We start from the raw sequence: 20,677 nt of genomic DNA, 5'->3' as shown, positions 1-20,677 counted from the left end.
CCGTCGCGTGTCGGCCGCCTCGTTCTCCCGCCCCCTCCCTCGGAGCCCGTCATGTCCGGCTGGATCGTCCTCGGCATCATCGTCATTCTCGTGCTGTTCGCCCTTGGCGCCTACAACCGGCTGGTCGCCCTCAGCCAGCGGGTCGGCCAGGCCTTTGCCGACATCGACGTCCAGCTCAAGCAGCGCCACGATCTGATCCCGAACCTGGTCGAGACCGTGAAGGGCTATGCCGCGCATGAGCGCGGTACGCTGGACGAGGTGATCAAGGCCCGCAATGCGGCCATGTCGGCGCAGGGACCGGCCCAGGTCTCGGCGGCCGAAGGCCAGCTCTCCGGTGCGCTCGGCCGGCTGATCGCGCTGTCCGAGGCCTATCCGGATCTGAAGGCCAATGCGAACTTCCAGCAGCTCGCCAGCGAGCTGTCCGACATCGAGAACAAGATCGCCGCCAGCCGCCGCTTCTTCAACAACGCTGTGCAGGAATACAATACCGGCATCCAGCAGATGCCCGCCGCACTGTTCGCCGGCACCTTCGGCTTCACCCGCAAGGAGTTCTTCGATCTCGGCGCCAGCCGGGCCGACGTCGAGGCCGCGCCGAGCGTCAAGTTCTGATCCCGCGCCTTCCGCGCTGAAGGGTCCGACGCCATGGCCGCCTACGGTCTCTACACCCACATCGCATCGAACAAGACCCGTTCGGTGCTGCTGCTCGGCGGCCTGTTCCTGCTGATCTATGTGCTGGTGTTCGCCGGTGCGCTGATCGCGGAGGTCATGATCAACGGCAATGGCAGCGTCGCCTATTACATGAACGCCGCCACCCGCGACCTGATCAAGGCGCTGCCCTGGGCCACGCTGGGCGCGGCGGCCTGGATCGTGATCGCCTATTTCTTCCACCAGACGATGATCGACGCCGTGACCGGCGGCACCGCGGTCACGCGTCAGGAGCAGCCGCGGCTGTACAATCTGCTCGAGAATCTCTGCATCTCGCGCGGCATCACCATGCCGAAGCTGAAGATCATGGACAGCCCAGCGCTGAATGCCTTCGCCACCGGCCTCAATCAGCGGCAATACGCCGTCACCGTCACGACCGGCCTGCTCGCTGCGCTCGATGACCAGGAGATCGAGGCGGTGCTGGGTCACGAACTCACCCATATCCGCAACGGCGACGTGCAGCTGATGGTCGTGGCCGTCATCATCGCCGGTGTCGTCGGCTTCTTCGGCGAATTGTTCTTCCGCCTGTTCACCAATATGAGCTGGGGCGGCGGCTGGGGCCGCTCGTCGTCGTCCTCCTCCTCATCCGACTCCGACCGCAAGGGCTCCGGCGGAGGGGCCATCATCGTCGTGATCATCGCGGTCGTGCTGATCGTGGTGGCCTGGCTGTTGTCCCAGGTGGTCAAGCTGGCGCTGTCGCGCACCCGCGAATACCTCGCCGATGCCGGGTCGGTCGAGTTGACCAAGAATCCGGACGCCATGATCAGCGCTCTGCGCAAGATCGAAGGGCGCGGCGAGCTGCCCGGCGCCACCTCCGCCGTCATGGAGTTGTGCGTCGACAATCCGCGCGAGGGCTTTGCCGACCTGTTCGCCACCCACCCTTCCGTCGATGCCCGGGTCCAGGCGCTGATCAAGTTCGCCGGCGGCCACGATCCGGGCCCGCTGGCGCTGCCCACGGACGAGGCACAGCCGGACGACACCGGCGCCAACGCGACCGAAAGCGACGCTCCGCCACCGCTGCCGTCCGGCGGTCCCTGGGGCCAGGCCGATGGCCCGCCTACGCCATCCGGCCAGGGACAAGCCGCTCCCGAGGGACCTTGGAGCACACCCGCAACCGGTCCCTGGGGCCGGCACTAGACCCCTCCTTCGCAGCGGAATCGGGGGCGAATGCCGTGCGGCGGGCAATCGTGCTGCCACTCGCTTGCAAGTGCTTCCTCGCCGGCACGAACGTTTGGCCGGAATGCCTCCGATTGCTCCGGCCCGCGGCGGCGAAGGCGCAAATTTCCCCGGTCCCGTGCTGCAATGAATTTGAATTCTCCAGCGTTTCTGCCATGTTCGCGCCCAAAGCAGAATGCAATGCGCCGGCCCCCTGGCCGGCCTCAGGGCTGAAGGACTTTCCATGGCGAAACCGGCAGTGGTTGTGGTGGGCGCGGACAAGGGCGGGGTCGGCAAGACCACGGTGTCGCGGACGTTGCTCGATTATTTCAGCGCCAACAACGTCCCCACCCGGGCGTTCGACACCGAGCATCCGCGCGGCACCCTGAAGCGCTTCCACCCCGAGATCACCGAGATCGTCGACATGAACTCGACGCCGGACCAGATGAAGATCTTCGACACATTGAGCGCGGTGGCGCCCTCGGTGACCGTGATCGACGTCCGCGCCGGCCTGATGTCGCCGACACTGGCCGCCTTGCGCGACATCGGCTTCCTCGACGCCGCCCGCTCCGGCCAGATCACCTTCGCGGTGTTCCACATCCTGGGCTCGTCGATCGCCTCGCTCGACGAGATCGCCGAGACGGCCAGCTACATGATCGGGGCGAAGTATTTCCTGGTGAAGAACTTCATCAACAACACCAGCTTCTTCGAGTGGGACCAGTCGACCTATAATTCCTACTTCCACCGCATCAAGGACGCGACCGAGCTGACCATCCCCAAGCTCAACGAGATGGCGTTCGAGCAGGTCGAGGTGGCGTCGGTGCCGTTCCTCAAATTCGTCGCCAACAAGGGGCCGCGCGACGAGGCCGCCAACTATTCCTTCGTGCTGCGCGGCTATGTCCGGCATTGGCTCGCCAATGTCTGGAGCGAGTACGACCGCATCAAGCTGACCGACATCGTCGGCTCGACCAAGGCGGCGACGCCGCGTCCGGCCGGGGAAAAATAGCATTCCCGTGACTGATGGGACTTTATCGCAACCGCATTTGACCTGATATAGGTTGGATGCCCGCGACGCCCGTCTACATCGTCTGCTCGCCCCGGCCGCAATCCGGGAAGACGCTGCTTGCGCGGGTGCTGAGCGAGTTCCTGCTGCTCAAGAACGGCCAGGTGCTCGCGTTCGACGTCACTCTGCGCGAGCCGTCGCTGCTCGACTTCCTGCCGCAGATCACGGAAACCGCGACGATCGAGGACACCTACGGCAAGATCCAATTGATGGACCGGGTGATCCTCAACGACGGTATCCCCAAGGTGATCGACCTCGGCTACTACTCGTTCGACGAGTTCTTCAAGATGTCCGAACAGATCGGCTTTTTGAAGGAGGCCGCGCGGCGGAACGTGGTCCCGATCGTGCTGTACTGCGCCGAGGGCGACCGCGTCTCGATGCGCGCCTACGACGCCTTGCGGCGGCAGATCCCGAAGGCACAGCTGATCGTGGTCGAGAACGACCACGTGCTGCGCGAGGAACTTCCCGACCTCTACAGCCGCAGCAAGCATCTGCGCATCGCCGCCCTGCCCGCCTTCCTCAGGACCTATATCGAGCGCTTCTCGTTCTCCTTCACCGGCTATCTGCGCCAGGAGAAGGACCCCTCCACCGAGCTCTATCAATGGATCCGGCGCAACTATTATGCGCTACGCGAGATCGAGAACGAGCTCCTGTTGCAGCGGTCCTGACGCCGCCGCGCGCGCCTCAGTGCCCTTCGAAGGAAATCAGCGTGCGCACGGGCACGTCGAGCGCGCGCAGCTTGGCGGCGCCGCCGAGATCCGGCAGGTCGATGATGAAGCAGGCCGCCACCACGGTCGCGCCGATCTGGCGCAGCAGCTTCACCGCGCCCTCGGCCGTGCCGCCGGTGGCGATGAGATCGTCGACCAGGATCACGCGCTCGCCGGGCTGCACCGCGTCGACATGCATCTCCATCTCGTCGGTGCCGTATTCCAGCGCGTAGGACATGCTGACCGTCTTGTGCGGCAGCTTGCCCTTCTTGCGGATCGGCACGAACCCGGCCGAGAGCTGATGCGCGACCGCGCCGCCGAGGATGAAGCCGCGGGCCTCGATGCCGGCGACCTTGTCGATCTTCGATCCGGCCCAGGGATGCACCAGCTCGTCCACCGCGCGGCGGAACGCGCGCGCGTCCGCCAACAGCGTCGTGATGTCCCGGAACAGGATGCCGGGCTTCGGATAGTCCGGAATGGTGCGGACCGTGTTCTTGATGTCCAGATCGAACGTCATCGTGCTCTCGCTACCTTGTTTTGCCGTGACCGCGAGGAATTCGTCATTGCGAGCGAAGCGAAGCAATCCAGGGCCGCGAAAACAACTCTGGATCGCTTCGTCGCTACGCTCCTCGCGATGACGGCGACCACCTGTTACGCCGGCTGCTTCAGCCGGAACGCATTCTCCACGATCCGCAAACCGACGGCATCGCCGAGCGACATCAGCGATTCCGGATGGAACTGCACGCCGCCGACCGGCAGCGTCTTGTGCTCGATCGCCATCGCCACGCCGTCATCGGTTGCCGCCGTCACCGTCAGCACCTCGGGCATGCTGTCGCGCTCGACGAACAGCGAGTGATAGCGGCCGATGACGATCTCGTTCGGCAGCCCCTGCATCAGGCGGCCGCCGCGCACCTGGACCCGCGAGGGCCTTCCATGCGCGGGCTGGGCGAGCTGGCCGAGACGGCCACCGAAATACTCACCCATCGCCTGCACGCCGAGACAGACGCCGAAGATCGGCAGCTTCTTTTGAAGCGCGGCATCGATGGTGGTCGAGATCTTGAAGTCCTCGGGACGGCCCGGCCCCGGCGACAGCACGATCAGATCCCAGCTGCGCTCGGCCAGCATCTTCAGTGCATGGACGTGACGCACCACCGTGACGTTGGCGCCGACCTGGCGGAAATAGTCGGCCAGCATGTGCACGAACGAGTCGTCATGATCGATCAGCAGCACGTTCTTGCCGGAGCCTGTCGCGTCCGGCGCCGTCGACGACAGCGGCTTCGGCGGATCGCCGCGCAGCGCCTGGAACAGCGCCGCCGCCTTGACCTGGCACTCGCGATCCTCGGCCGCGGGGTCCGAATCGAACAAACAGGTGGCGCCGACGCGCACCTCGGCGAGCCCGTCCTTCATACGGATGGTGCGGATGGTGAGGCCGGTGTTGATCGAGCCGTCGAAATTCACGGCGCCGATCGCGCCGGCGTACCAGCGCCGCGGCGAGCGCTCATTGTCCTCGACGAACTGCATCGCCCACAGCTTTGGCGCGCCGGTGACGGTCACGGCCCAGGCGTGGGTCAGGAACGCGTCGAGCGCGTCGAAGCCCGGCCGCAGCATGCCCTCGACGTGGTCGACGGTGTGGAACAGCTTCGAGTAGGTCTCGATCTGGCGGCGCGCCAGCACCTTGATGGTGCCGGGCACGCAGATGCGCGCCTTGTCGTTGCGGTCGACGTCGGTGCACATGTTGAGCTCGAACTCGTCCTTCTCCGAGTTCAGGAGCTGACGGATCTGCTCGGCATCGCCGATGGCGTCGCGGCCGCGCGCGATGGTGCCGGAGATCGGGCAGGTCTCGACGCGGCGGCCGTCGGAGCGGACGAACATCTCGGGCGACGCCGACACCAGGAACTCGCCGTCGCCGAGATTCATCAGCGCGCCATAGGGCGACGGGTTGATCCGGCAGAGCCGCTGGAACACTTCCGCCGGCGAGCGCTCGCACGGCTCGGCAAACAACTGGCCGGGCACCGCCTCGAACAGGTCGCCGCGGGCAAAGGCGGCGCGGGCCTTCTCGACCGTGGCCTGGTACTCGCCCGGCGCGTGGTCGGCAAAGCCCTGGCGCGGCTCCTTCAGATAGACGCTGGCGTCGGTGTCGCGCGGCAGGCCTGATGTCGACTGGCCGTTCCAGGAAAAATCATAAGACAGCACGACGCCGCGGCCGGTGGCGCGGTCATAGGCCAGGAGGCGATCGGGCACGTAGAGCACGATGTCGCGCTGGTCCTTTTCGCGCGGCCGCTTCTGCACGAGGTCCTCGATCTGGAACACGAGGTCGTAGGCGAAGGCGCCGAACAGGCCGAGCAGCGGATCGTCATTGGCGGACAGCGCGGCGATCATCGCCCGCACCAGCGACATCACGCTGGCGCGGCGGGTGCGTTGGTCCTCCTCGACCGGGGCAGGCCCGCGGACGATGTGTCCGGCCAGCCGCGCCGGCGAAGCCGCAGTAATGACCACGCAGGGCTCGCGCAACGTGTCCTTCAGGAACGCGATCAGCACCTCGCCGCGGCGGTTGAGCGCCTGCAGGGTGAAGTCGGTGCCCTTGGTTTCCAGCACCAGCGGTGGGTCGGCGAAGCCGAGGTCAAAACTCTCGTAGCGGCCGGGCACGGTCGTGCCCGAGGACAGCACCACGCCGCGGCGGCGGTCGAGCAGGTCGATCAGGTCGTCGAGCCGGCTGGCATTGCCGGAAAACTGCTCGACGGCGCGCGTGATCGCGAGCCCGCTGGAGGTGCGGTAGTCGCTGCGGGCCGGAAGGGCGAAAACGGTCCTGTTCATGGGGTCCTCTTGGGCGTCCTCTTACGGAATTTGCCGAGGAAACGCCACACAGGACCAACCGGAAGCCGCCGCTGCGTGGCGGCCCCTCTGCGATCGAATGTCAAATGAATCGCACCGGCCACCTCTTACAAGGTGCGCCACCAGAGACGGGCTGGGCGGACAAGGGTGCTCATGCGGCGGAACTGACCACGGGCGGCGGGCGGGGTCAAGGGGCGGCGGGGACACAGGTGGGGGTGGCGCTTACGTGTGCGCGTCTTTCTCCACCTCGTCATGGCCGGGCTTGTCCCACGGCTGTCCGGTTCAGGCAGGCTGGACAAGGCGCATGGCGTGGATTCTTCTGCGATCTTGAGCATCGCCAAATGTTCGAGACACACGAGGGGGATCCCGCCATGCGCCACCACAATACTGTATTTCACGGTCTGCAGAAGCTCGTTCCGTGGAGGGTTTTTGACCGGCTTGTGGAAACACATGGAGGAGACAAGCGGGTGCGCCGGCTCAGTACCCGGAATCAGTTTTGTGCTTTGCTCTATGCGCAACTGGCTCGCGCTGAGAGCCTGCGTGCCATTGAAGCTGCTTTCGAGAGCCACGCTGCACGGCTCTATCACGTAGGCGCCAAGGTGGTTTCGCGTTCGACGCTGGCCGATGCCAATGCAAAGCGACGGCCCGAGGTCTTTGCCGGTCTGTTGGCAGAGATGATGAAACGCTGTGAGCGGAAGCTGGCAAACGAGGTGGCGGATGCGGTCTACCTGGTCGATTCGACCAGATTTCCCCTGAACTCTCTCAGCGCCAGCTGGGCCAAGTTCAGCAGCGGCATCAACTGCTTCAAGCTGCACATCGTTTATAATCCGGATACCGGAAATCCGGTTACGGCCGACGTGACCGCGGGAAACGTCAACGACATCACCGCGGCAAAATCTCTTCCGATCCGCCCGGGCGCGACTTACGTCTTCGACCTCGGTTACTATGACTACGGCTGGTGGGCCAATCTCAACGAGCAGGGGTGCCGTCTCGTCACCCGTCTCAAGGCGAATACTAAACTCAGAGACGTGACTGAGAAGACAATCCCGGAGGGCTCGTCCGTGTTGTCCGATCGGATCGGCCTGCTGCCTGGCAGATTGGCTGTCTCGCGAAAGAACCCGTTCCAGGATCCCGTCCGTGAGGTCAGAGTTGCCACGGAAACCCGCAAGGTCCTGCGCATCATAACCAACGACCTCGACGCATCTGCCGACGAAATTGCCGACCTTTACAAGCGCCGCTGGCAGATCGAGCTGTTCTTTCGCTGGGTCAAGCACACGCTGAAGATCAGACACTTCCTCGGAACGTCCGAGAACGCCATACGCATCCAGATTGCAGTGGCGCTGATCGCTCATCTCCTGCTGCGCGCGGCCCATAAGCTGCAAAGCAGCGTGGAAAGCCTGCGGACCTTTACCGGCCTGGTCGCGCAAAACCTCATGCACCGCAGGAGGATCGATGGACTGCTCGATCCTCCACAGTCTCTCACCCGAGACGACCGCCAGCTGAGCCTTAGTATATGCTAAAACCTCAACCGGACAGCCGTGGGCTTGTCCCGGGCATGACGGAGCAACTAGTCGGCAGGATAGTTCGCTGGGATAGCTCCGCATCTCCATATGCGACAGCCCTGCCCTGGAGTGCCCCTTGCAGGGAGCGGGGCTCACCGCTGTTGGGCGAGCGGCAACTCACAACTTGCGAAGCTGAGTACTCGCGCGGCAATTGCCCTACAGCAGCCCGCGCGCGGCTTGCTTGAGATGGGCGGCGATGGCGTCGCGGGCTTCGGGTGAGGCGACGCTGCGCGCCATGGTCACGCCGCCCGAGAGAAGCGCCATCAATGCCCAGGCCTTTTGCAGCCGCGCCTCGTCGGTCTTTCCCTGCAACCCTTTCGCGATCTGCCGGGCGACCCGTTCGAGCGCCGCGCCGTAGCTGGCCTTGATGGCCGCGCTGGCGCGCGTGACGTCCGGGGTCAGGCTCTGCAGGCCGCAGCTCGCATCCAGCGCGCAAGTGAGGCGCTCACCGAGATAGAAGGCGACGAACGTCTCGGCCCAGCGGGCGCCCTGCTCCGCCTGAAGGGCTGCAATGCCGGCTCTGAGTTCCTCGAGTCCGGCCAAGGCGGCGGATTCGAACGCGGCGTCCTTCGACTTGAAATGACCGTAGAATGCGCCGGAGGTGACCCCGGCCTCCTTGGCCAGACCATCGACGCCGATCCCGCCATAGCCGAGCCGGCGAAATCCGCGGCCTGCGGCCTCCAACAGTTTTGCCTTTGCTTCCAGCTTATGTTCGGCCTGATACCGCATCTGGCGCCTCTCATAGCGATCGTTATTTCATGATTGACTCATAACGATCGTTATTCTATTAATACATCACGGTCGTTATATAATGGCCGCCATTCCCCGGACAACCGCCATAGCGCGGGCACAGGAGGACTCATGCCGATCAGTCTCACACTCACCGAAGGCGTCATCGCTGCCGACAAGGCGCCGATCGCCGTCGCGCGGATCACGGAAGCGTTCCTGAGACATCATGGTCTCGCGGGAAACAGGATCATGACGGCGAACGTCACAGCCCATCTGAACATCCTGCCGAAGGGCCAGACCTTCGCCGGTGGCACGCCTGTCGACGGAGCCTGGATCGAGACCAAGACGCCGTCCTTTGCGCTCGCCAGCCACGACATCCAGACGGCGTTCTTCGGCGAAGCCACCGACATTCTGCATGACCTCTCCGGCGGGGCGCTGGCGAGGGACCGGATCTGGTCCAACGGCGTCCATGCCGTCGACGGCACCTGGAATCTGCACGGCAGGCCGATGACCAACGAAGCGCTTGTGGGAGCCATCACCGCAGGCTGACCACGGCCATCGCGGCCGCTACCGCATCGCGCGGCGGCGGCCGTGACCGAATGCCGACCGCTCACGTCCCCGGCTTCACCAGCCCGAGCTCCGCGAACTTCATCTCCGTCGCCACCACCGCGTTCTCATACACCTCGCCGCGCTCGACGAAGTAGTTGAAGTAGCCGGCCGGCGTCTCCGGCTGGATCTCGACCAGCTCCACGGTCTTGTATTTGGGATCGGTGATGGCGCCGCTCGCGATCAGGTCGTTGATGCGCTTGAGCGCATCGACCTCGGCTTTGTAGCCGACCGAGAACCACATCTCGGTGGTCCAGTCCTGCACCTCGAACCAATTGGCCGGCGCCTGGCCCTGCCACCCCTGTGCGAGCGGGCGGACGGCGAAGACGCGGTCGAAACCGTGCAGCTCGGAAATGATGCTGGCACGGTGATAGGCACCGTCCATCTGTCCCTGCGGCAGCTTGGTGAAGCCGTACAGCGACAGCCACAGCGCCGCCTTGACCGCTTCCGGCGTGATCGGGCGGATGGCGCGCTCGGCCAGCACCTCGGAGGCGTAGCGCAGGTCGCGCTTCGCCGCCGATTGCCGCGCCTTGACGGCATGAGCATTGGGAACCGACTTCTCCGACGGCAGCAGCGCCCGCGCCGCCTCGTTGCCGTAGAGATAGCCGGTGCCGGTCTCGGGATCATAGGTGTTGAACACGACGCCGATCGGCGTGGCGTTGAGCGTCTCCGCCGCGTGCGCGAAGTCGGCCTCGCTGCGCACCGGGACATATTGCTGCGCCGGCCACAGCCGGTCGGCGAGGGCGTTGAACGGGCCGTCGCGCCAATCCGGCCAGGAGACGAGGCGCGCCAGCGCCTCGGCATAGGCGGGACGGAACACCCCGGGATAGCCGAACATCACCGTGCGCAACTGCGACGCCGGATCCCGGTGGCGGTCGGAGGACATCAGCTCGTTGCGCAGATCGAGACCCTGAAGCCACGCCGACAGCACCAGGATCTGGCCGGATGTCGCGGTGACGAGATCCGGCGTCACGCCCCAGGCGCGGGCCGTATCGAGGAAGCCGGCGCCATGGGCGTTCAAGCCGCCCAGCCCGGCCAGCGCAAAGGCCACACGCACGGCTTTCTCCATCAGCAGAGGGATCGGGGAATGCTACCTCAGATTGTTTCTGCGACGCAACCGGCGACGAGACGCGGCGAATTCGAACATCGAACGAAGCGACGCGTTTCGAACATGATCAACGCTCATATCCCGGCGAAACAACGGTGATTCGCGGAAACCTCGCAGCGCCAGGCGGCGGAAAGCTGCAGCCGGCGGCTGTGCGGCCCGTCACAACCTCATGTTGCGCGCGTGCATGAGGCCTCTCCTGTCGATCGGCGGTTGTCCCAACCGCAAAAAGTTACATAACTTGACCGTGCGTGAGAGCAACACCTGTTGTCTATCTGCCATAGTATGGCAATGATTGGTTAACCATATTGAATTACCTTGGTTAACATGGCTCGCGGCAAACAGCCTTCTGTGTCGCATGCGCTTCCGAAGCAGCAGACGCTGCTCGATTGCTTCCTGGAAGCGCAGGCGAAGAGGACGAAGCGTCGACGGCGCTCCGCCGACGCGGCGACCAGCATCGATCCCGCCCGTCCCTTGGAGCCGACCGACGACGCCTCGTCCCGCGACGAGGCCGAACAGACGTCGGCCGAGATCAAGGCCGTCCGCGCGGTGTAAAGTCCGCGCGGCACCGCTTCGGACCGGTGCGCCCCTGCCCTCAGCTCAGCCGAGATGCTTGTGGAAGAACGCCGTGGCGCGGCCCCAGGCGAGCTCGGCGGCCGCGCGGTCGTGCACGGTCATGCGCTGCTCGTTCACGAAGGCATGCTCGGCGTCGTAGCGGTAGAGCTCGAGCGACTTGCCGGCGGCCTTCATCGCCGCCTCGAAGCCGTCCACCAGCGCCGGCGTGCACCAATCGTCCTTGTTGGCGAAATGGGCCTGCAGCGGAATCTTGACGTCGGCGGGCTTGGCTGCCTGCTCCGGCGGAATGCCGTAGAACACGACGCCCGCGGTCAGCTCAGCGATCCGGGTGGCGCCGATGATCGTCACCGCGCCGCCGAGACAGAAGCCGGTGAGGCCGACCTTGGCGCCGTTACGGGCGAGATATTGCGCGGCGCCGCGCACCGTCTGCGTGGTCGCGTCCATGAAATCGAGCGAGTTCATCTCGCGGCCTGCCGCATCCGTGTCGTGATACGGCACCACCGTGCCCTTGTAGAGATCCGGCGCCAGCGCGTTGAAGCCGGCCAGCGCGAACCGGTCGCACATGCCCTTGATCTGATCCTGCAGGCCCCACCATTCCTGGATGACGACGACGCCCGGCGCATTGCCCTGCGCCGCCTTGGCGAGATAGCCCTTGGCCTCCTGGCCGTCGGGGCGCTTGAAGCTGATGAGTGTGCCCATGATGGTCCTCCGCAATTTCTGTTTGGGACGTTGGGAATGCGGTTTACCGCAAATGCGCGTCCGGCGCGACGGGAGGGGATCGGGTTCGCTTCAACGTGACCGCCTTCGTAGCCGGATGTCGCCACGCTCGGCCACGGGTCGCCGCGCTACACCGGCAGCGACCGTGGCGCGAACAGGATCACGGCCATGCCGGCGAGGCAGATCAGGGCGCCGGCGGCGTCCCACAGATCGGGGCGATGGTCTTCGACCAGCCAGCCCCACAGCAGCGCCGACGTGATGTAGATGCCGCCATAGGCGGCGTAGGCGCGGCCGGCGAGCGGGCTGTCGGCGAGGGTCAGCAGATAGGCGAAGCCGGCAAGCGCGACCATCCCCGGCAACAGCCATAGCGGCGAATGGCCGAGCCGCAGCCAAGCCCAGAACGCAAAGCAGCCGCCGATCTCGAGCACGGCGGCGCCTGCGAAGGCCAACAATGACGTCATTGCGTCCCCTCCTCTGCCGCGCCTCGTCAACGCTACGACGGCCAGAGCGGCCAAAAGCAAAAAAGCCCCCAGAGGGGGCTTTTTCAATCGCATGCGGCGATGGCTCGCGCTCCGCTCAATGCGCGGCGGCCCAGACCCGCTTCTTGGTGAAGTACATCAGCCCGGCGAAGATGATCAGGAAGATGAACACCTGATAGCCGAGGCGCTTGCGCGCTTCCATGTGCGGCTCGGCGGTCCACATCAGGAAGGTCGCGACGTCGTGGGCATACTGCTTCACGGTGGCCGGCGAGCCGTCGTCGAACGTCACCTGGCCGTCGGACAGCGGCGGCGGCATCTTGATCGCGTGGCCGGGGAAGTACTTGTTGTAGTACGAGCCCTCCGGGATGGTGACGCCGTGCGGCGGGGTTTCTTCATAGCCCTGCAGCAGCGCGTTGACGTAGTTCGGGCCCTGCTCCTGGAACTGGGTGAAGAAGTCGATCAGGAACCAGGGGAAGCCGCGCTTGTAGGAGCGCGCCTTGGCGATCAGCGACAGGTCCGGCGGAGCCGCGCCGCCATTGGCGGCCCGCGCGGCCTGCTCGTTCGGGAACGGCGCCGGGAAGTAGTCGGCGGGGCGGCCCGGGCGCTCGAACATATCGCCGGCGTCGTTCGGACCATCCTTGATCTTGTACTCGGCGGCGAAGGCGGCCGCCTGGGCGGGCGAGTAGCCGGGACCGCCGGGCTCGGCCAGGTTGCGGAACGCCACATAGTTCAGCGAATGGCAGTTCGAGCAGACTTCCTTGTAGACCTTGAGGCCTCGCTGCACGGCGCCGCGATCGAAGGTGCCGAACGGACCCGCAAACGACCACTTCACCGACGGCGGGTTCTCCTGGCCTTCGCTGGCACGGGCATCGCCCATGCTGCCGGCGAGCAGCGACACCGCGGCGACCAGCGCGATCACGGTCGAGACCATCGGCGCCGCCTTGCGGCCGGACTTCGCCAGCACGTCGTCGGCGATCGAGTTCGGCAGCGGCCGCGGCCGCTCGATGCGGGCGAGCAGCGGCAGCACGATCAGGAAGTAGGCGAAGTACAGCACGGTCAGGATACGGCCGAGCACGACGTAGACGCCCTCCGGCGGCTGCGCGCCGAGATAGCCGAGGCCGACGCAGACGACGACAAAGATCCAGAAGAACTGCTTGCCGAGCGGACGGTACTTGTTCGAGCGGGTCTTGGCCGAGTCGAGCCAGGGCAGGAACACCAGCACGATGATCGCCGCGAACATCGCGATCACGCCGGCGAGCTTGTTCGGCACCGAGCGCAGGATGGCGTAGAACGGCAGGTAGTACCATTCGGGCACGATGTGCGCCGGGGTCACCGCCGGGTTGGCCGGGATGTAGTTGTCGGCGTCGCCGAGATAGTTCGGCATGTAGAAGATGAACCAGGAATAGAAGATCAGGAAGCAGGCGACGCCGAAGAAGTCCTTGATCGTGGCATAGGGCGTGAACGGCACCATGTCCTTCTCGGTCTTCGGCTCGACGCCGGCCGGATTGTTCTGGCCGACCACGTGCAGCGCCCAGACGTGCAGCACGACCACGCCGGCGATCAGGAACGGCAGCAGGTAGTGGAGCGCGAAGAAGCGGTTCAGGGTGGGATTGCCGACGGAGTAGCCGCCCCACAGCAGGGTCACGATGCTCTCGCCGAAATAGGGCACCGCCGAGAACAAATTGGTGATGACGGTGGCGCCCCAGAAGCTCATCTGGCCCCACGGCAGCACGTAGCCCATGAAGCCCGTTGCCATCATCAGGAGATAAATGATGACGCCGAGGATCCAGAGCACCTCGCGCGGCGCCTTGTATGACCCGTAATACAGGCCGCGGAACATGTGGATGTAGACGGCAAGGAAAAACATCGACGCGCCGGAGGCATGCATGTTGCGCAGCAGCCAGCCGTAGTTCACGTCGCGCACGATCAGCTCGACCGACTTGAAGGCCATGTCGGCGTGCGGCGTGTAGTGCATCGCCAGGATGACGCCGGTGACGATCTGCACGCCCAGCATGATCGAAAGGATGGCGCCGAACGTCCACCAGTAGTTCAGGTTCCGCGGCGTCGGATAGGCAACGAAGGACGAGTGGACCAGGCCGATGATCGGAAGTCGTTGCTCGAGCCACTTCAAGGCGGGGTGGCTCGGCTGGTAGTCAGAAGGTCCACTCATGATGCGTTCCTGAAGAAATTATCTTGCACGATCGAGCGTGAGCTCAAGACAAACGTCTGCTCAGCCGATCTGGATCTTGGTGTCGGAAACGAACTGATAGGGCGGGACGGGAAGGTTGAGCGGCGCCGGTCCCTGGCGCACGCGGCCGGAAGCGTCGTACTGCGAGCCGTGGCACGGGCAGAAGAAGCCGTCGTAATTGCCTTCATGCGCGATCGGGATGCAGCCGAGATGGGTGCAGATGCCGATCACGACCAGCCACTGCTCGTGGCCGTCCTTGGTGCGGGACTGGTCGGTCGCCGGATCCGGCAGGCTCGACACCGGCACCGCGCGCACTTCCTCGACCTGCTTCTTGGTGCGGTGGGAGATGTAGATCGGCTTGCCGCGCCAGAACACCTTGATGTCCTGTCCTTCGGCGACGGGCGCGAGATCGACCTCGATCGGCGCACCGGCCGCGATGGTCGAGGCATCGGGGTTCATCTGGGAGATGAAGGGCCACAGGGCGAGCACACCGCCGACTGCCGCGGTAGCGCCCGTGGCGACGAAAAGAAAATCCCGGCGTGTCGGATGATCCGCAGTAGACGCTGTCACGATTCCAACCCTTTCTTCGTTGCAGCCGGTGGAACCGCCCCGCTCGACGTCTGACGATCTCGACCTGGGAGATCACGTGACCGGGAGATCCTGCCGGCGCCCGCGTCCCCCGCGGCGGCAGAAAACGGCTCGCTCCACCGCCCCTGGGGAACAAGCCGTCCAGAATCGTTCTATTGGCACCCTTGCGATACGAGCGCAAGCCCGCTATCGGCCCTGCAGCACGCCATGCACCAATTCCCGCTTCCGAAGCGGACTTTCAGCCTCAGTCTTAAGACCAATTCGCATGCAGATCGCGCTCTATCAGCCCGACATTCCGCAGAACACCGGAACGATTCTGCGCCTCTGCGCCTGCCTCGGGCTCGCGGCCCACATCATCGAGCCGGCGGGCTTTCCGGTGTCCGACCGCCAGTTCCGCCGCGCCGGCATGGACTATCTGGACCAGCTGAATTGGCGGCGGCACGATTCCTGGAGCGCGTTCGAGGCCTGGCGGTCCGGAGCGGGCCATCGCCTGCTGCTGCTGACGACCAGGGCCGCGACCTGCTATCTCGAGGTCAGCTACCGGCCGGACGACATCCTGCTGCTCGGGCGCGAGAGCGCCGGCGTGCCGGACGGCGTGGCGGCAGCGGCCGATGCGCGGTTGCGGATTCCGCTCAAGCCCGGACTGCGCTCGCTGAACGTGGCGATGGCGGCGGCGATCGCCACCGGCGAGGCGCTGCGCCAGACCGGACAATTCGTCCAATTGCAGTCACAAGGAGCCGGAGCGTGAGCTACGCGGTGAAGGAAATCTTCATGACCCTGCAGGGCGAAGGCGCCCAGGCGGGCCGTGCCGCCGTGTTCTGCCGCTTCGCCGGCTGCAACCTGTGGAGCGGCCGCGAGGCCGACCGCGCAACCGCGACGTGCCGGTTCTGTGACACCGATTTCGTCGGCACCGACGGCACGCTAGGCGGCCGTTACGCCAATGCCGCCGACCTGGCCGCGGCCATCGCCGGGCAATGGACAGGCGGGGCGGCCGACCGCTATACGATCCTCACCGGCGGGGAGCCGCTGCTGCAGGTCGATGCCGACCTGATCGAAGCGCTCCACGCCCGCGGCTTCGCGGTCGGGGTCGAAACCAACGGTACGCTCATTCCGCCTGACGGGATCGACTGGATCTGCGTCAGCCCGAAGGCCGGCGCCGAGCTGAACCTGCGGCAGGGCCACGAGCTGAAGCTGGTCTATCCGCAGCAGGGAGCCGAGCCGGAGCGGTTCGACGGCCTCGCCTTCGAGCGCTTCTCGCTGCAGCCGATGGACGGGCCCGAGGCGGCCGCGAACACGGCGCGCGCCATCGATTACTGCCAGCATCATCCGCAATGGCGGCTCAGCCTGCAGACGCACAAGATGATCGGCATCAGATAGGATTGTGACTGACACGATGTGGGAATTGACCAAGTCGTTCACCTTCGAGGCCGCGCATACGCTGCCGATCACGACGCTCGGCGAAGCCAGCCAGGAGATCCACGGCCACTCATTCCGCGCCGAGGTGACGGTGCGGGGCGATGCGACCAATCCCGAGACCGGCATGGTGGTGGATTTCGGCGTGCTGACGCAGCGCCTGGGCGAGATCCAGACCATGCTCGACCACAAGTTCCTGAACAAGATCGAGGCGATCGGGCTGCCGACGCTGGAGAACCTGTCGCGCTTCATCTATGAGCGCGTCCGCTCCATCGGCCATGTCACCAAGGTCAGCGTCCACCGCGACAGCTGCCGCGAGACCTGCACCTATTTCGGTCCGCAGGCCTGATCGATTGTGGTAGGACCGAACCGTAGCGACAACAGCACTGTCACCTCCGGCTGTCATGGACTCTTGACGGCGGGGTGACCGCCAATGTGCCAGGGGGGAGCGTCCATGACCATCGCCGCCATCGAGGATCGCAAGGCCCGCGCCCGCGCCTGGTTCGAGAGCCTGCGCGACCAGATCTGCGCGGCGTTCGAGCGGCTCGAGGACGAGGCGCCGGCTGCGCTCTATCCGCGCGCACCGAGCCGGTTCGTGCGCACGCCGTGGGAGCGCACCGACCATGGCGGCGGGCATGGCGGCGGCGGCGTCATGAGCATGATGCACGGCCGGCTGTTCGAGAAGGTCGGCGTGCACTGCTCGACCGTGCATGGCGAGTTCGCCCCGGAATTCCGCAGCCAGATTCCCGGCGCCTCGGAAGACCCGCGGTTCTGGGCCTCCGGCATCTCGCTGATCGCGCATCTGTGGTCGCCGCACGTGCCGGCGGTGCACATGAACACGCGCTTCGTCGTCACGACAAAAGCCTGGTTCGGCGGCGGCGCCGATCTGACGCCGGTGCTGGACCGCCGCCGCACCCAGGAGGACCCTGACACGGTCGCCTTCCACGCCGCGATGAAAGGTGCCTGCGACGCACACGCGGCTGTCGCCTCCTATGACAAGTACAAGCGCTGGTGCGACGAGTACTTCTACCTGCCCCACCGCAAGGAGCCGCGCGGCATCGGCGGCATCTTCTACGACCATCACGATTCCGGCGACTGGGAGGCCGACCTGGCCTTCACCCAGGACGTCGGCCGCGCCTTTCTCGCCATCTATCCCGAGCTGGTCCGGCGCAATTTCGCCGCGCCCTGGACCGAGGCGGACCGCGAGGAGCAGCTGATCCGGCGCGGGCGCTATGTGGAATTCAACCTGCTTTATGACCGCGGCACCACATTTGGGCTGAAAACCGGTGGCAATGTGGAGTCCATTCTGTCGTCGATGCCGCCTGAAGTGAAATGGCCCTGAAACCCTTGTTTGATTGACCCGTAAGCTCATTATGACCGCCGCCCTGCCCCGCGCCATGCTGATCGACATGGATGACACCATCCTGTCGGCCTATGGCCGTCCCGAGATCGCCTGGAACATCGTCGCCACCGAGTTCGCCGACGAACTCGCGCCGCATACGCCGCAGGCCGTGGCCGCCGCGATCCTGGCCTCCGCGCGCAGCTTCTGGGCGGTCGCGGGCGCGGAGTGGCGGATGAAGCTGATCCAGGCGCGGCAGGAGGTGGTGAAGGGCGGCTTCGCGGCGCTGACCAGCGCCGGCGCCGCCCTGCCGACCGAGCTCGCGATCCGCATCGCCGACCGCTTCACCGGCTATCGCGACGAGCAGATGTTCGTCTTCCCCGGGGCGCACGAGGCGATCGACGCATTCAAGGCGCGCGGCGTCAGGCTGGCGCTCGTCACCAACGGCGAGGCCGGCCAGCAGCGCGCCAAGATCGAGCGCTTCGCGCTGGCGCATCGCTTCGACCACATCCAGATCGAGGGCGAGCACGGCTTCGGCAAGCCGGAGGAGCGCGCCTATTGGCATGCGATGGAGCGGCTCGGCGTCGGCCCGGACGACACCTGGATGATCGGCGACAATCTCGAATGGGAGATCGTCGCGCCGCAGCGGCTCGGCATCTATTCGATCTGGATCGACGTCCATGGCGACGGCCTGCCCGAAGGCACCGACGTCAAGCCCGACCGCATCATCCGCTCGCTGACCGAGCTGGTGCCGGCCTGAGCGTTAGCCCGTCGTTCACCTTGACGGGACACGCGCCTTTAACCGCGCGCGCCGTTCGTGCCCTCCCCCGTTGACCTGCGGCCTGCCCGTAACCGAATCGAAATTCGCACAAGCGTCTATTCGCTGCGGGGCTTGGAGGGGAATAGGCGCCAGTCCTTGCGCGCCGCTTCGACCGATCGCAAGCCGGTTCGAGCAGCGTCGGTGTCATGGCTCTCAATCTGCCGCAGATCTCCCTGGGCGTGTCGATCAAGAACTCGCTCCTGACGTCCGTCTTCCTGCTGCTGGCGATCCTCGCCGGCGTGTCGGTCATGGCGACGATGCGGCTGTCGGCGCTGCAGGACGCGATCGAGAACATCAACCGCGACCGGCTGCCGAAGATTCACACCCTGGGTGATCTCAACGTCAGCATCGCCCACACCCATCTCGTCGCGATCCGCGCAGCCCTCTCCACCGCGGCCGAGCCACGCGCCGCGTCCGAGCAGGAGCTGAGACGCCGCACCACCGACGTCGATGCGAAGATCGCGCGCTTCCAGGACACGATCGGCACCGACGCGCCGTTGAAGATGGCGTTCGACGAGTTCGTCAACAAATGGGACCTGTACCAGAAGCAGCAGGCGGTGATGCTCGAGCCGGAGGTCGGGGCGAGCCGCGACCGCCTGGAGCATGTCGTCAACATCGAAACGCCGCCGGTCTTCCAGGCCGTGGTCGATGCAATCGGACACGGCATCAGGCTCGCCGACCATCGCGCCGACAGCGCGATCGAGAGCGCGACGCTGGATGCCCAGGTGTTTCGCCTGGTGCTGTGGTCGGTCAACGGCGTCAGCGTGCTGATCGGGCTGGCGACGCTGCTGTTCGTCGTCCACGATGTCTCGATGCCGATCTTCCGCATCACCCGCAGCATGGAGGCGATCGCCAGGGGCGAGCTGCAGACCGAGATTCCCTATGCCGGCCACAGCAACGAGCTCGGCATGATGGCGCGGGCGCTGGCCGTGTTCCGCAAGAGCCTGGTCGAGAACGAACGCCTGAACGCGGCGACACGAACCCTGTCGGAGCTCAGCGAATGGCTGCAATCGGCCAAGTCCGAGAGCGAGCTCTACGGGATGATCTCGACCGTGCTCGGCGGACTGATGCCGGAATGCACGGGCGCGCTCTACATCTACGCCGACAGCCGCGACGTGCTCGAACTGGCCGCCGAATGGAACGGCACGCTGCCCACCCGGACCCTGCACCCCGACGATTGCTGGAGCCTGCGCCGCGGCCATGTCTACGTCCATGGCACGAGCGAGGTCGAATTCCGCTGCGACCACGTGCACCACGAGACCAATGAGAACTACTGCTGCATTCCGATCCTGGCCCATGGCGAGACCGTCGGACTGCTGCATGTCGCCTACAATTTCGACGACCGCGACACCGCGGCCGAGGCCAAGGCGCGCTTCGCCGATCGGGCTCGTCTCGCGCTCGCTTGCGCCGAGCACCTGTCGATTGCCATCGCCAACATGAAGCTGCGCGAAGGCCTGCGTGACCAGTCGCTACGCGATACGCTGACCGGGCTGAACAATCGCCGCTATCTGATCGAGACGGCACGCCGCGAACTGCTGCGCGCCGCGCGCAATCAGACGCCGCTGAGCGTGGTGACCTTGGACATCGACCACTTCAAATCGTTCAACGACAATCACGGTCACGAAGCCGGCGACACCGTGCTGCGCCATGTCGGCGAGATCCTCAAGGCCACGTTCCGCGGCGACGACGTGCCCTGCCGCCTCGGCGGCGAAGAGTTCGTCGTGATGCTGCCGAACTGCGGAATCGAGGAAGCCGCGCTGCGCGCCGAGGAGTTGCGCACCCGCGTCGAAGCGCTCAACATCAGCTATGGCGAAGGCATGCTGCCGCGGGTGACGATCTCGGTCGGCGTCGCCGCCTATCCCGAGGCTGGCCTCGACCTGACGGAGATCCTGCGCGTGGCCGACGGGGCGCTGTACCGCGCCAAGCACAAGGGCCGCAACCGGGTCGAGCTCGCCTCGGGCGGCATGGTGCCGCCGCTCGACGAGGTGACGAACCGGGCCGTCGCCGCGCTCGATGCCATCGTGGCACGTGCGGAGACCGACACCATCACGCCATCCGATCGGGAGACGGGCCAGCAGGTGGCCTGACGCCGG

The 20,677-nt window shown here is 65.6% G+C and carries 21 protein-coding genes; 13 read left to right on the top strand and 8 right to left on the bottom strand.

The annotated features are described in order from the left end of the window. Positions 1–51 precede the first annotated feature (51 nt). From ACQR1D_RS28465 to ACQR1D_RS28450, 4 genes are all read left to right on the top strand, one after another. Positions 52–609, top strand: a complete 558-nt coding sequence (locus tag ACQR1D_RS28465; protein ID WP_315802794.1) for a LemA family protein — start codon at positions 52–54, stop codon at positions 607–609. A gap of 33 nt (positions 610–642) precedes the next feature. Then, positions 643–1,842, top strand: coding sequence for a M48 family metalloprotease (locus ACQR1D_RS28460; RefSeq protein ID WP_316217322.1), 1,200 nt, complete (start codon positions 643–645; stop codon positions 1,840–1,842). A 262-nt stretch (positions 1,843–2,104) separates the two neighbouring features. Beyond that, the gene (locus ACQR1D_RS28455; protein WP_012042514.1) at positions 2,105–2,866 is read left to right on the top strand and encodes a hypothetical protein; all 762 of its coding nucleotides are present in this window, start codon (positions 2,105–2,107) and stop codon (positions 2,864–2,866) included. A 56-nt stretch (positions 2,867–2,922) separates the two neighbouring features. Beyond that, a complete protein-coding gene (locus ACQR1D_RS28450) occupies positions 2,923–3,591 on the top strand; it encodes a hypothetical protein (protein ID WP_434840469.1) in 669 nt (222 codons plus the stop codon). 16 nt (positions 3,592–3,607) lie between these two features. On the opposite strand, the gene ACQR1D_RS28445 is transcribed toward ACQR1D_RS28450, so the two are convergent. Further along, the gene (locus tag ACQR1D_RS28445) at positions 3,608–4,147 is read right to left on the bottom strand and encodes an adenine phosphoribosyltransferase (RefSeq protein WP_315802791.1); all 540 of its coding nucleotides are present in this window, start codon (positions 4,145–4,147) and stop codon (positions 3,608–3,610) included. A 134-nt stretch (positions 4,148–4,281) separates the two neighbouring features. Beyond that, positions 4,282–6,444 carry an anthranilate synthase component I gene (locus ACQR1D_RS28440; RefSeq protein ID WP_434840470.1) on the bottom strand — a complete coding sequence of 721 codons (2,163 nt, stop codon included), beginning with the start codon at positions 6,442–6,444 and terminating at the stop codon, positions 4,282–4,284. Between the two features lie 389 nt (positions 6,445–6,833). Between ACQR1D_RS28440 and ACQR1D_RS28435 the strand changes: the two genes are divergently transcribed. Then, entirely contained in the window at positions 6,834–7,982 is a 1,149-nt protein-coding gene (locus ACQR1D_RS28435; RefSeq protein ID WP_316182801.1) for an IS4 family transposase, read from the top strand. A 198-nt stretch (positions 7,983–8,180) separates the two neighbouring features. Here the strand turns inward: ACQR1D_RS28435 and ACQR1D_RS28430 are convergent, their stop codons facing one another. After that, a complete protein-coding gene (locus ACQR1D_RS28430) occupies positions 8,181–8,753 on the bottom strand; it encodes a TetR/AcrR family transcriptional regulator (RefSeq protein ID WP_315802789.1) in 573 nt (190 codons plus the stop codon). A gap of 132 nt (positions 8,754–8,885) precedes the next feature. Here ACQR1D_RS28430 and ACQR1D_RS28425 point away from each other — a divergent pair, with 132 nt between their 5' ends. After that, on the top strand, positions 8,886–9,302 hold the full coding sequence (locus ACQR1D_RS28425) for a 4-oxalocrotonate tautomerase (RefSeq protein WP_316238228.1): 417 nt from the start codon (positions 8,886–8,888) through the stop codon (positions 9,300–9,302). 61 nt (positions 9,303–9,363) lie between these two features. On the opposite strand, the gene ACQR1D_RS28420 is transcribed toward ACQR1D_RS28425, so the two are convergent. Continuing rightward, complete coding sequence (locus ACQR1D_RS28420) at positions 9,364–10,416, bottom strand: hypothetical protein (RefSeq protein WP_316238227.1); 1,053 nt, start codon at positions 10,414–10,416, stop codon at positions 9,364–9,366. Positions 10,417–10,815: 399 nt separating this feature from the next. On the opposite strand from ACQR1D_RS28420, the gene ACQR1D_RS28415 reads away from it, so the two are divergent. Next, on the top strand, positions 10,816–11,019 hold the full coding sequence (locus tag ACQR1D_RS28415) for a hypothetical protein (protein WP_315802786.1): 204 nt from the start codon (positions 10,816–10,818) through the stop codon (positions 11,017–11,019). 45 nt (positions 11,020–11,064) lie between these two features. Here the strand turns inward: ACQR1D_RS28415 and ACQR1D_RS28410 are convergent, their stop codons facing one another. The 4 genes from ACQR1D_RS28410 to petA all read right to left on the bottom strand — a co-directional run bounded on the left by ACQR1D_RS28410 (position 11,065) and on the right by petA (position 14,997). Beyond that, entirely contained in the window at positions 11,065–11,739 is a 675-nt protein-coding gene (locus ACQR1D_RS28410; protein WP_315802785.1) for a dienelactone hydrolase family protein, read from the bottom strand. 146 nt (positions 11,740–11,885) lie between these two features. Then, entirely contained in the window at positions 11,886–12,218 is a 333-nt protein-coding gene (locus ACQR1D_RS28405) for a YnfA family protein (protein WP_434840525.1), read from the bottom strand. A gap of 115 nt (positions 12,219–12,333) precedes the next feature. Then, complete coding sequence (locus ACQR1D_RS28400; RefSeq protein ID WP_434840524.1) at positions 12,334–14,406, bottom strand: cytochrome c1; 2,073 nt, start codon at positions 14,404–14,406, stop codon at positions 12,334–12,336. Positions 14,407–14,466: 60 nt separating this feature from the next. Continuing rightward, on the bottom strand, positions 14,467–14,997 hold the full coding sequence (gene petA / locus ACQR1D_RS28395) for a ubiquinol-cytochrome c reductase iron-sulfur subunit (protein ID WP_315802877.1): 531 nt from the start codon (positions 14,995–14,997) through the stop codon (positions 14,467–14,469). Positions 14,998–15,277: 280 nt separating this feature from the next. Here petA and ACQR1D_RS28390 point away from each other — a divergent pair, with 280 nt between their 5' ends. The 6 genes from ACQR1D_RS28390 (at position 15,278) to ACQR1D_RS28365 (ending at position 20,671) form a co-directional block, all read left to right on the top strand. Continuing rightward, positions 15,278–15,760 (top strand): tRNA (cytidine(34)-2'-O)-methyltransferase, encoded by a 483-nt coding sequence (locus ACQR1D_RS28390; protein ID WP_434840523.1) that lies wholly within the window; start codon positions 15,278–15,280, stop codon positions 15,758–15,760. Beyond that, a complete protein-coding gene (gene queE, locus ACQR1D_RS28385) occupies positions 15,757–16,389 on the top strand; it encodes a 7-carboxy-7-deazaguanine synthase (RefSeq protein WP_315802781.1) in 633 nt (210 codons plus the stop codon). Before ACQR1D_RS28390 ends, queE begins: the two co-directional genes overlap by 4 nt. Before the next feature lie 16 nt (positions 16,390–16,405). Then, positions 16,406–16,774, top strand: a complete 369-nt coding sequence (locus tag ACQR1D_RS28380) for a 6-pyruvoyl trahydropterin synthase family protein (protein ID WP_315802876.1) — start codon at positions 16,406–16,408, stop codon at positions 16,772–16,774. Between the two features lie 105 nt (positions 16,775–16,879). Beyond that, entirely contained in the window at positions 16,880–17,767 is an 888-nt protein-coding gene (gene hemF / locus ACQR1D_RS28375; RefSeq protein ID WP_434840522.1) for an oxygen-dependent coproporphyrinogen oxidase, read from the top strand. A 31-nt stretch (positions 17,768–17,798) separates the two neighbouring features. After that, entirely contained in the window at positions 17,799–18,524 is a 726-nt protein-coding gene (locus ACQR1D_RS28370; RefSeq protein WP_434840521.1) for an HAD family hydrolase, read from the top strand. A gap of 206 nt (positions 18,525–18,730) precedes the next feature. Beyond that, positions 18,731–20,671 (top strand): diguanylate cyclase, encoded by a 1,941-nt coding sequence (locus ACQR1D_RS28365; protein WP_434840520.1) that lies wholly within the window; start codon positions 18,731–18,733, stop codon positions 20,669–20,671. Positions 20,672–20,677 lie beyond the last annotated feature (6 nt).

The organism is Bradyrhizobium sp. HKCCYLRH2047, from assembly GCF_051168175.1.
In the GTDB taxonomy this organism is placed as follows: Bacteria; Pseudomonadota; Alphaproteobacteria; order Rhizobiales; family Xanthobacteraceae; genus Bradyrhizobium.
The sequence above is the reverse complement of the archived record's forward strand: the minus strand, read 5'-3'. Positions and strand labels throughout refer to the sequence as shown.